This window comes from Pseudomonas sp. Pseusp97, assembly GCF_047304025.1.
In the GTDB taxonomy this organism is placed as follows: domain Bacteria; phylum Pseudomonadota; class Gammaproteobacteria; order Pseudomonadales; family Pseudomonadaceae; genus Pseudomonas.
In genome coordinates this window covers 1-10,619 of record NZ_JBGLYK010000198.1, presented here as the reverse complement: position 1 = coordinate 10,619, position 10,619 = coordinate 1, and the positions used below count along the sequence as shown (strand labels likewise).

The window sequence follows — 10,619 nt, the reverse complement described above, 5'->3', positions numbered from 1 at the left end:
AGCCTGGCGCAACTGGCGCTGGCCTGGGTGCTGCGCGATGCCCGGGTGACCTCCGCGCTGATCGGCGCCAGCCGGCCGGAGCAGATCGTCGAGAACGTCGCCGCGCTCGACAACCTCGTCTTCAGCGCCGAGGAGCTGGCGGAGATCGATCGCTACGCCGTGGAAGGCGGAATCAACCTCTGGGAAAAACCCTCCCACGACTGGAAGGAATGAGCCTGTGAGACTGCTCGATCGTCTGTTTGCTGGCTTGCTGCTGGTGGTGGCCGGCGCAGCCCAGGCGCAGGACCCGGCGCAGCTGCGCATCGGCTACCAGAAAGCCTCGGTAAGCCTGGTGCTGGCCAAGGAGCACGGCCTGCTGGAGAAGCGCTTCGCGCAGACGCAGGTCCAGTGGATCGAATTCCCTGCCGGACCGCAGATGCTCGAAGCGCTGAACGTCGGCAGCCTGGATATCGGCTCCACCGGTGACATCCCGCCGATCTTCGCCCAGGCCGCTGGCGCCGACCTGCTCTACGTCGGCGTCGAGCCGCCCAAGCCGCAGGCGGAAACCGTGGTAGTGCCCAAGGACAGCCCGATCAACAGCGTCGCCGGCCTCAAGGGCAAGCGCGTGGCGTTGCAGAAAGGCTCCAGCTCGCACAACCTGCTGCTGCGCCTGCTGCAGAAGGAAGGCCTGAGCCTCAAGGACATCCAGCCGCTGTACCTGACACCGGCCGACGCCCGCGCCGCCTTCGAGAGCGGCCGGGTGGATGCCTGGGCGATCTGGGACCCGTGGTATTCGGCGCTGCTGCTGGACGGCCACGCGCGCTTGCTGGCGGATGGGTCGGCAGTCGGGCTGAACGGGCCGTTCTACCTGTCCAGCCGCGAGTACGTGGGAGCCAATCCCGCCTTCATCCGCCAGGTGCTGGACACGCTCAACGACGCCGAAGCACTGACCCGCAGCGACGAAGCCGGCAGCGTGGCGATCATGGCGCGCGTCACCGGGCTGGCGCCGGCGGTGATCGAGGAAACCTTCAAGCACCGTCCGGCGTCGCCCATTCGACCGGTGAGCGACGCCGACATCGCCGCGCAACAGCGCACCGCCGACCTGTTCCTTGCCGAACGCATCCTGCCGAGAGCCGTGGATATCAGCGCAGCGCGCTGGAAGCCCTGATGCATCGTTCCGCTCTTCGTAGGAGCGAGCTGGCTCGCGAACAAATCCCGAGCCATGCGGTTCGCGAGCAAGCTCGCTCCTACAGGGTTGGTCAGATCGTGGCGGGGTAACCACTGCAAAAACGGTTATCTAAACTCTTTCTTTATATTTCTTCAGGTTATTAGCTAGACCAATTCATTCCTTCTCCGCACTACCGCTGCGCTGCCACACTCGGCACCGCCGGTGGGCCATCCCCGCCGCTCTGGAACGGGCCTTTCCCCACCCTCGAAGGCCCGCACTCGATCATCATGGGAACCCGTCGCACGAACGGGCCCGAGAAGGAGCTGGATGTTCATGAAGAAACTCACTGCCGTTACCGCCCTCGCCCTGGCCGTCCTCTCGGGACTGGCGCACGCCGATCGCCTGGAAGACATCAGGAAGGCCGGCGTGCTGCGCGTCGCCGCATTCGACAGCAACCCGCCGTTCGGCTTCGTCGACGCCAAGAGCAAGCAGATCGAAGGCCTCGACGTGGATTACGCCAAGGCGCTGGCCGACAAGCTCGGCGTCAAGCTGCAGGTGCTGCCGACCAACCCCGCCAACCGCATTCCGCTGCTGACCGCGAACAAGGTCGACCTGGTGCTGGCCAACTTCACCATCACCCCCGAACGCGCCGAGCAGGTGGATTTCAGCATCCCCTACTTCTCTTCGGGCCAGCAGTTCATCGTGCGCAAGGGCAGCCTGAAATCGCCGGACGACCTGAACAAGTGGCGCGTCGGCGTCGACAAGGGCACGGTCAACGAAGGCGTGCTGCGCGAGAAATTCCCCGGCGCCAAGGTCATCGCCTACGACGATACGCCGTTCGCCTTCACCGCCCTGCGCAACGGCCAGGTCCAGGCCATCACCCAGGACGGCCCGAAGCTGATCGGCCTGCTGGCCAACGTGCCGGACAAGGACAAGTACGAAGTCCCGCCCTTCACCATTTCCAATGACCTGATCGGCGTAGGTATTCCCAAGGGTGAAAAAGCGCTGGGCGAGTTCGTCAACCAGAGCCTCACCGAGCTCGAGGCCAGCGGCAAGGCCCAGACCATCTACGACGCCTGGTTCGGCCCGACCACCAAGACGCCCCTGGCGCGCCTCTACAAGATCGGCGACAAGAGCTGATCCCCGCTCCGCGCAATGCACCACCGCACGCCCCACACACCCGTGGGGCGTTGCCTTTCCTGCCTTCTGATGGACTCTGACGATGTTCGGCGAACTGCTCGCCCCGACCTACCTGAGCTGGCTGCTCGACGGCTTCCTGCTGACCCTCGGTATTTCCCTGTTCTGCTGCGTCCTCGCCACGCTGCTCGGCGCGCCGCTGGCGATTGCCCGGCAGGCGAAGTCGCGCTGGCTGTCGTGGCCGGCGCGGGCTTATCTCGCGTTGTTTCGTAATACGCCCCTGCTGGTACAGCTGTTCTTCTGGTACTTCGGCGTGCCGGCGCTGCTGCCGGAGGATTTCGTCTTCTGGCTGAACACGCCCCATGAACTGGGCGCTCTGGCGTGGCCGTCCTTCGAGTTTCTCGCCGCCGCCTGGGGCCTGACGCTCTACACCACCGCCTTCATTGCCGAGGAGTTCCGCGCCGGCATCGCCTCGGTCAGCGCGCAACAGCGCGAAGCCGGCATGGCGCTGGGGCTGCGTCCATTGCAGGTGTGGCGCTGGGTAATCCTGCCGCAGGCGCTGCGCACCGCCCTGCCGCCGCTGATGGGGCAATACATGAATGCGCTGAAGAATTCCTCGCTGGCCATGGCCATCGGGCTGGCGGAGCTGTCCTACGCCTCGCGCCAGGTGGAGACGCAGACGTTCAAGACCTTCCAGGCGTTCGGCATCGCTACCCTGCTGTACATCGGCGCCATCGCGCTGATCGAGGCGCTGGGCCAGGCGCTGCAGCAGACCCGCCGTTACCGCCAGGGAGCCTGACATGGACTTCTCCGTCATCCACGAGAATCTCTCCTACTTCCTCGTCGGCGCCTACCCCGACGGCCCGCTGGGCGGCGCCGCGCTGACCGTCAGCCTGGCGCTGGCCTCCGGCCTCGCCTCGGCGGTCATCGGCCTGGTACTGGGCATCGCGCTGTCGGTGCTGCGCGGCAAACCGCGGCTGCTGCTGGTGGCCTTCCTCGGCTTCTTCCGGGCGATCCCGGTGCTGATGCTGATCTTCTGGACCTACTTCCTGCTGCCCATCGTCCTGCACATCGACGTGCCGGCGCTGGGCACCGTGGTCTGCGCGCTCTCGCTGATCGGCGGAGCCTATCTGGCGCACTCGGTACATGCGGGTATCGAAAGCCTGCCCAAGGGCCAGTGGGACGCCGCCCGTGCGCTGGGCCTGCGCCCCTGGCAGGTGCTCACGCTGGTGATCCTGCCGCAGGCGCTGCCGATCATGCTGCCGTCCTTCCTCAACCAATGGGTCTCGCTGATCAAGGACACCTCCCTGGCCTACGTGATCGGCGTCGGCGAGCTGTCCTTCGTCGCTACCCAGGTGAGCAACCGGGTGATGGTCCACCCCACGGAAATCTTCCTGTTCATCGCCCTGCTCTACTTCCTGCTGTGCTCGGCGCTGGACCTGGCGGCGGCCTTGCTGGCAAGGCTGCGGCCGGATTACCGCAAGGCGTTGTGACGCAGAGGCGCGGCCCTCTCCCTCAAGCGAGAGGGCCGGGCACCGCTTCGCGCGATCACCCCCGCCGCCGGTAGAGCCCGCGCGCCAGAGCATCCAGGGCGAACCCCAGCATTCCGATGAGCAGCACCATCGCCATCAGCTCCGAGTAGGCCAGGCGATCCCGCGTGTCGAGGATGTAGTAGCCAAGCCCCGCGCTGACGCCGAGCATTTCGCAGGGCACCAGGACGATCCACAGGATGCCGATGGCCAGGCGCACGCCGGTCAGCACGTGGCCGAGCACGCCGGGCAGGATGACTTTGCGCAGCGTTTCGCCAGGCGTGGCGCTCAGGCTCCTGGAAAGCTGCAGCCAGCGCGGATCGAGCTGGCGCACGCCGGCGGCGGTGTTGAGCAGGATCGGCCAGACGGCGGCGAACGCCAGCAGGAAGTAGATCGGCGAGTCGCCCACGCCCATCAGCATTACCGCAATCGGCATCCAGGACAGCGGCGAGATCATCCGCAGGAACTGGAACGCCGGTGTGGTGGCCGCCTCCAGATGCCGCGACGCGCCCACCAGCAGGCCCAGCGGCACGCCGACCGCCAGCGCCAGGAGCAGCCCGAGCAGAACCCGTTTCAGGCTGACCAGCACATGCTCGTACAGCTCCGGGCGAGCCAGCAGCTCGCCCAGGCTGGTGAAGGTGGCCTGGGGCGAGAACAGCTGGCCCAGGCCGTCGCCGCCATACAGGCGCACGCCGAGCCACCACAGGCCGAGCAGCGCGAGCAGCCCGGCCAGGCCCAGCGCCCAGTGGCGGCGGGTGGAAAGGACAACGGGTGTCACGTGGTGATCTCCTCGCTGCGCTCGAAGCTGTCCGGGAAGCCGAAGGCGCCCAGGCCGCCGACGCCGGCCAGGGCGTTGCGCACGAAGCGGTCGTCCACCAGGTCCTTCGCCACCTGCGCGGGTTCCAGCGCGGCGAGGAAGCCCTTGTCGCCCTGGATCAGGGTGTCCTTCAGGCGGCGCACCAGTTCCTCGGTGTAGCTGGGGAACGGGTACGGCTGGAAGTCGATGCGCTCCTCGTGCCAGTCGGCATGGCGGATGGCGCCGTCAGCCAGGTATTGCTGGCGCTCGCTGGGCGCAAGGGCCAGCACGCGGCCGAGCACTTCCGGCGCGTGGGGCGTGTAGCGGTTCTCGCCGTCCTTGGACAGCAGCCTGGCCGCTTCGGCGCGGTTGTCGCGCGTCCATAGCTGGGCCTTGACGATGGCGTTGACCACCTTCTGCGACCACTCCGGGCGGTTGCTCAGGTCGTGCTCGTGCATGAACACCACGCAGCACGCATGGTTGCGCCAGACGTCGCCGGTGAAGCGCTGGATGCGCCCGACCTTGAGGTTCTCCGCCAGGGCATTGAACGGCTCGGCGACGATGTAGCCGGCGATGCGTTTGGCGGCCAGGGCCGGCGGCATGTCCGACGGCGGCAGCACCACCAGGTTGACCTCGTTGGCGGCCAGTGCGGCGTTGGCCGGCTTGCTCACCGCCTGTAGGCCGTTGTCGCGCAGCAGCGATTGCAGCACCACGTTGTGGATCGAATACCAGAACGGGATGGCCAGGGTCTTGCCGCCCAGCTGCTTGACGTCGCTGATGTCCGGCGCCACGGTCAGGCCGGAACCGCCGACGTGGTTCCAGGCCACGACCTTGGCCGGCACCTTGCTGCCGTAGCGCGCCCAGACGGTCATCGGCGACAGCAGGTGGATAACGTTGACCTGCCCGGAGATGAACGCCTCGATCACCTGCGCCCAGCTGCGCAGCAATACCGGGCGTTCGGCCTTGATGCCTTCGGCGTCGAACAGGCCGTTGGCATGGGCGACCAGCAGCGGCGTGGCGTCGGTGATCGGCAGGTAGCCGATGCGCACCGGGGCGTCCGGCTCGCTGGCGGCGCGCGCCTGCAGGCTGGTCAGCAATGGCAGGGCGCCGGCGGCAGACAGCAGCGCGCCGAGTTTGAGGATGTCACGTCGGGAGTGTGTGGGGTCGTCCAGGCACATGGGCAGGCTCCTGCGCAGTAGAAAGAGATGCGTGGGTGCGGCTCGCCCGCCGTAGGGTTTTGAGGATCTCGACCCGCAGCGCGCCCAGTTCCTCGACCAGCTCCGCACGGGGTTGCGGCAGGTCGATGCGCCACTCGCCCAACGTCCGCGCCGGGGTGTCGCCCAGTAGCAGGATGCGGTCGGAAAGCAGCAGGGCTTCGTCGATGTCGTGGGTGATCAGCACGGCGGCGGTGCGCCGTTGGTGGATCACGCCGAGCAGCAGTTGCTGCATGTCGGCGCGGGTGATTTCGTCCAGCGCGCCGAAAGGCTCGTCCAGCAGCAGGACCTGCGGTTGCCGCGCCAGGCAGCGTGCCAGCGCGGTGCGCTGGGCCATGCCGCCGGACAGCTGCGCGGGCATGAAGTCGCGGGCGTGGCTCAGGCCGACGGCGGCGATGGCATCGTCCACCCGCTGCTGCAGCGTTGTCCTGTCCAGTTTCAGCTGGCGCGCGAAGTCGAGGCCGAAGGCGACGTTCTTCGCCAGGTTCAGCCAGGGCAACAGGCTCGGGTCCTGGAAGGCCACCGCGACGCGCGGGTGCGGGCCGTCGATGGGCTGGCCGAGCAGGCGCACGGCACCGGCGGCCGGTTTCTGCAGGCCGGCGAGGACCCGCAGCAGGCTGGACTTGCCGACGCCGCTGGGGCCGAGGATGGACACCACCTCCCCCGGCGCCAGCTCCAGGGCGAAGCCTTCGAGCACGCTGCGCCAGCCGCTGTCGCCGGGGTAGCCCAGGGCAACGTCGCTGGCCTGCAGGATCACCTCGGTCATGCGCGCCCCTGTTTCTGCAGTTCGGCGCGCAACTGCACCAGGCTGGGCGTGACGATGGGCACGAAGGCCGACTCACGCCAGCGCCGGGCGAACGCCGCGCCGTACTCGCTGAGATAGGCCTTGCCGCCGCTGGCTTGCAGCTCCAATTGCACGGCCGCTGCCGCGCCTTCGGCCAGGCCGATGCGGATGCGGAACAGCCTCGCTGGCTCGCCCAGGAAGACGCCGCTCAGCAGGCCATCGCGCAGTTGCGCAACGAGTTGGTCGAGTTCGGCGCTCAGGCGCTGCTCTTCCTCGCGCAGCACCGAACGGCGGTCGCTCAGGTGGCTGCGCACGGCTTCCAGGGCCTTGCGGGTCAGGCCGATGGTCATCGCGCATTGCAGGCCCAGGAACGCCGGGCGCACTTTCGGCAGGTACTGCCGGGCATCCTCGTGCAGCAGCCACTCGCGCGGCAGTTCGACGGCGGCGAAATCCAGCGCCGCGGTGTTGCTCGACTGCAGGCCGAGCAGTTGCAGATCGTCGGAGCGGGCCAGGCCGGCGCTGTCCGAAGCGATGGCCGCCACCAGCGGCGCCTCCCCAGGCCGCTCGATGGCGGCGGCCACCACGAAGCGGCCCTTGCGCAGGTTGGTCACCCAGTGCAGGCGGCCATCCAGCGTCCAGCCGTCGCCGGCGGGCTTGGCGGCCACCTGCAGGCTCTCGATGCCGGAGAGGAACTTCATGGCATTGGAAAGCCCGGTGGCGCCGGCCAGGGTGCCCTCCAGCAATTCGCCCAGCAGGCGGTCGCCCAGTTGGCGATTGGGGCTCTGCAGCAGGTATTCGATGAAGGCTCGCTGGCCCCAGAACACGAAGGCAGCGGTCAGGGAATGGCCGGCCACGTCGGCGATGGCGTCTATCGCATCGAGCAGGTTGCCGCCGCTGCCGCCACGCTCTTCGGGCACGCCAATGGCGAACAGGCCGGCGGCGGCAAGCTGCGGCAGCACGCTCTGGGGGTCGGTATGGCCGAGGTCGAGACCCTCGGCGTGCTCATCGAGCCAGCGGCTCAGGGTCGGGTCGAGCATGTCGCTCTCCTTGCAGGGGCGGCGCGGGCCGCCCGGTCACACGAAAATCAGACGGCGGCCTTTTCCCAGCGATAACGCCCCAGCTGCGGGTTAAGCGGGGTCTGCGCCAGTACGTTGGCGAAGTTGCACAGGGTCGCCAGGCTAATCCCCAGCAGCACTTCCAGGGCATTGCCGTCGCTGAAGCCGGCGGCGCGGAAGGCCGCCAGGCTCGCGTCGCTGACCGCGCCACGGGTGGCGATGGACTCGCGGGCGAAAGCGGCCAGGGCTTCCAGGCGGGCATCGGGCAGCTCGCGCTGTTCGCGCAGGGCGGCTATGACATCCTCAGGCAACTTGGCCTTGTTGTAGGCCACCGCGGTGTGCCCGGCCACGCAGAAGTCGCAGCCGTGGGTGGTGGCGGCGATCAGCTGAACCACCTCGCGCTCCGCCAGGCCGAGGTCGGACTTGCCGTTGAGGCCGGAAACGGTCACATAGGTCTCCAGCGCCGCCGGCGCGTTGGCCAGCACGCCCAGCAGGTTGGGGATGAATCCGGAGCCCTTGAGGGCATTCTCGAGGAACGGCTTGGCGGCTTCCGGGGCGCTGTCCAGGGTCTGGATGGGCAAGCGGGACATGGTTCGACTCCGTTGAAATGGGGTGTCGAAAAAGTCTGTTGGTAATAAGAAATCAGTTCAATATTCTAAAGTCGCTATCACTTGCTCATGAGTCTTTCCATTAGATGATTTCGTCCAGCCCCCTGGTTGATTGGTTATTAGACAGCCTCGAACTGAGCGCGAGCCTGTTCCATGTGGGCCGCTATTGCGGCGGCTGGCACGCCTCGACCCATGGCCTGGCGCGGGCGAGTTTCCACCTGGTGGTCCAGGGGCATTGCTGGCTGCATCTGGAAGACCAGTCGCCGTGCCGGCTGGACAGCGGCGACGCGGTGTTCATCCTGCGCGACGTGCCTTACCGGCTGTCCAGCGCGGCCAGTGCAGATGACGCGGCCTGCCAGCCGCGCCAGAGCATGACGCCACTGGAGTTGCAGGCCGAGGACGGCGTGGGCCTGGTCTGCGGGTTCTTCCATTTCGACTCGGGCCTGTCGGCGCTGATCATCGACGCCTTGCCCACCTTCCTCGTGCTGCGCGCCGAGGAGCCGTCCCAGCGCGCCGCGCGCAGCCTGTTCGAGCTGATCCTCGAGGAATGCCGGCGCCAGCCGGCTCCCTCGCAGCAGATGCTCGAACGCCTGAGCCACCTGCTGTTCCTCTATGTGCTGCGCCAACAGGCAGTGGCCAACCCAACCCTCGGCGGGCTGGTCGCCCTCGCCCGCCAGCCGCAGTTCGCCGCTTTGCTGGAGCGGATGATCCAGCAGCCGCAGCTGCCCTGGACGCTGGAAGACATGGCGGCCTGCGCCGGGCTGTCGCGCTCGGCCTTCTTCAAGCGCTTCAACGAGACCTGCGGGCAGTCGCCCGGTCAGGTGCTGCTGGCCCTGCGCATGGGCCAGGCGTGCCGCCTGCTGAAGGCCGATCAGAGCGTGGCGGAAGTGGCGGCGGCGGTCGGCTACCAGTCCATCGCCGCCTTCACCCGCGCTTTCCACAAGGCCACCGGGCAGCAGCCCGGGGCCTTCCGCCGCGCCGCCAACTGAGGCTCGCTCAGCCGCCGTATTCGTCGTGCCGGCGCCACCACATGCCCTGTTCATTGCGCCCCAGCGGCGCGCGGTCGAGCCACTGGAACAGTCCCCAGAGCGCATCCAGCCCACGGGCGTAGGTGGAATAACAGTGATAGATCGCGTCGCCGTCGCGGACGAAGCTGCTCATGCCCGGCAGGTCGCGGCTGAAGGTTGCCACGTCGGTGCCGCAGCAGGCCGCGGTCGCCACCACCGGCTCCGGCGCCGGGCCACTGGCCGGGCCTTCGCGGCGGAAGTTGTAGTCGACCTCCCCACCGCGCTGCTGGGCCTCGGTGAAGGACACATTGAAGTGGTAGTTGAAAGCGCTGCCGTGGGATGACGCCCAGGGGAAGCTCCAGCCCATGCGCCGGCGGTACGCCAGTAGTTTCTCCAGCGGCGCGCGGGAGACCGCCACCAGGCTCACATCGTGGTTCGCCAGATGGGTGGCGTAGCCGTCGAAACCGTCGGCGATGTTCGAGCAGGACGGGCAACCGGCGCGGTAATCCGGCCCGAACATGAAGTGGTAGACCAGCAGTTGCGAGCGGCCGCCGAACAGGTCGGCGAGCGTCGCCGGGCCCTGCTCGGTGTCGAAGCGGTAGTCCTGGTCGATCCGTACCCAGGGCAGCGCCTGGCGCCGGCGCGCCAGTTCGTCGCTGCGCCGGGTCAGGGCCTTTTCCTCGGCCAGCAGTTGCAGGCGCGCGGCCAGCCATTCTTCACGGGTGGCAACAGGGTGGGCAGTCATGGCAGTTCTCCTCCGCCAGCGGCGGCTCGGTGGGCATGGCCTAGACTAGGCATCCGGCCGAGGTCGACGGGAGTGACAAAGTTGGCAGGATTACCATGGACTCGCTGATCACCGCGGCGGCCAGCGCGCTGGCACAAGGCGACCCGCTGGGTGCGCTGAACCGCGTAGCGCTGCGCGATGACCCGCCGGCGCTGGCCTTGCGCGGCATCGCCATGGCCCAGCTGGGAGACTTTCCGCGTGCGCGCACCTTGCTGCGCCGGGCAGCCCGCGCCTTCGGCACCCACGAGCCGATGGAGCGCGCCCGTTGTCGGGTGGCCGAGGCGGAAGTGGCGCTGGCCAGCCGCGAGCTGAACTGGCCCACCGCACCGCTGGAAGACGCCGCCGTGCTGCTGGCCCGTCACGGCGATCAGGGCAACGCGGCCCATGCCCGTTACCTGCTGATTCGCCGCGCGCTGCTGATCGGCCAGGCGGATGAGGCCGAATCCCTGCTCGGCGCCGTCGATCCCGCCTCGTTGCCGCTGGCCCTGCGCGCCGTGCACTGGCTGATCGTCTCGGGCATCGCCGTCCGCCGGCTTCAGGCGAGTGATGCACGGCGGG

12 protein-coding genes and 1 pseudogene are annotated in these 10,619 nt (G+C 68.0%); 7 read left to right on the top strand and 6 right to left on the bottom strand.

The window, feature by feature from the left end:
• From ACCC94_RS23695 to ACCC94_RS23675, 5 genes are all read left to right on the top strand, one after another.
• Window positions 1-213 (top strand): aldo/keto reductase (locus tag ACCC94_RS23695; protein ID WP_413352047.1); only part of this gene is annotated, 213 nt, incomplete at its 5' end.
• A 4-nt stretch (window positions 214-217) separates the two neighbouring features.
• Window positions 218-1,147, top strand: coding sequence for an aliphatic sulfonate ABC transporter substrate-binding protein (locus ACCC94_RS23690; protein ID WP_413352045.1), 930 nt, complete (start codon window positions 218-220; stop codon window positions 1,145-1,147).
• A gap of 333 nt (window positions 1,148-1,480) precedes the next feature.
• Entirely contained in the window at window positions 1,481-2,287 is an 807-nt protein-coding gene (locus ACCC94_RS23685; protein WP_413352043.1) for an ABC transporter substrate-binding protein, read from the top strand.
• An 82-nt stretch (window positions 2,288-2,369) separates the two neighbouring features.
• Window positions 2,370-3,083 (top strand): amino acid ABC transporter permease, encoded by a 714-nt coding sequence (locus ACCC94_RS23680; protein WP_413352041.1) that lies wholly within the window; start codon window positions 2,370-2,372, stop codon window positions 3,081-3,083.
• Window position 3,084: 1 nt separating this feature from the next.
• Window positions 3,085-3,777 carry an amino acid ABC transporter permease gene (locus ACCC94_RS23675; protein ID WP_413352039.1) on the top strand — a complete coding sequence of 231 codons (693 nt, stop codon included), beginning with the start codon at window positions 3,085-3,087 and terminating at the stop codon, window positions 3,775-3,777.
• Between the two features lie 55 nt (window positions 3,778-3,832).
• Here the strand turns inward: ACCC94_RS23675 and ACCC94_RS23670 are convergent, their stop codons facing one another.
• The 5 genes from ACCC94_RS23670 to ACCC94_RS23650 are packed head-to-tail and all read right to left on the bottom strand — an operon-like array spanning window position 3,833 to window position 8,252.
• Window positions 3,833-4,591 (bottom strand): ABC transporter permease, encoded by a 759-nt coding sequence (locus tag ACCC94_RS23670; RefSeq protein WP_413352038.1) that lies wholly within the window; start codon window positions 4,589-4,591, stop codon window positions 3,833-3,835.
• A complete protein-coding gene (locus tag ACCC94_RS23665; protein ID WP_413352037.1) occupies window positions 4,588-5,787 on the bottom strand; it encodes an ABC transporter substrate-binding protein in 1,200 nt (399 codons plus the stop codon). The genes ACCC94_RS23670 and ACCC94_RS23665 overlap by 4 nt, the downstream gene beginning before the upstream one ends.
• Window positions 5,753-6,589 (bottom strand): ABC transporter ATP-binding protein, encoded by an 837-nt coding sequence (locus ACCC94_RS23660; protein ID WP_413352036.1) that lies wholly within the window; start codon window positions 6,587-6,589, stop codon window positions 5,753-5,755. The genes ACCC94_RS23665 and ACCC94_RS23660 overlap by 35 nt, the downstream gene beginning before the upstream one ends.
• Complete coding sequence (locus ACCC94_RS23655; RefSeq protein ID WP_413352035.1) at window positions 6,586-7,644, bottom strand: acyl-CoA dehydrogenase family protein; 1,059 nt, start codon at window positions 7,642-7,644, stop codon at window positions 6,586-6,588. Before ACCC94_RS23655 ends, ACCC94_RS23660 begins: the two co-directional genes overlap by 4 nt.
• Window positions 7,645-7,691: 47 nt before the next feature.
• Complete coding sequence (locus ACCC94_RS23650) at window positions 7,692-8,252, bottom strand: carboxymuconolactone decarboxylase family protein (RefSeq protein WP_413352034.1); 561 nt, start codon at window positions 8,250-8,252, stop codon at window positions 7,692-7,694.
• A gap of 104 nt (window positions 8,253-8,356) precedes the next feature.
• Between ACCC94_RS23650 and ACCC94_RS23645 the strand changes: the two genes are divergently transcribed.
• Complete coding sequence (locus ACCC94_RS23645) at window positions 8,357-9,259, top strand: AraC family transcriptional regulator (RefSeq protein WP_413352032.1); 903 nt, start codon at window positions 8,357-8,359, stop codon at window positions 9,257-9,259.
• 7 nt (window positions 9,260-9,266) lie between these two features.
• On the opposite strand, the gene ACCC94_RS23640 is transcribed toward ACCC94_RS23645, so the two are convergent.
• The gene (locus tag ACCC94_RS23640) at window positions 9,267-10,022 is read right to left on the bottom strand and encodes a DUF899 domain-containing protein (RefSeq protein ID WP_413352031.1); all 756 of its coding nucleotides are present in this window, start codon (window positions 10,020-10,022) and stop codon (window positions 9,267-9,269) included.
• Window positions 10,023-10,117: 95 nt separating this feature from the next.
• On the opposite strand from ACCC94_RS23640, the pseudogene ACCC94_RS23635 reads away from it, so the two are divergent.
• A pseudogene (locus ACCC94_RS23635) lies at window positions 10,118-10,619 on the top strand (helix-turn-helix domain-containing protein); the annotation flags it as partial.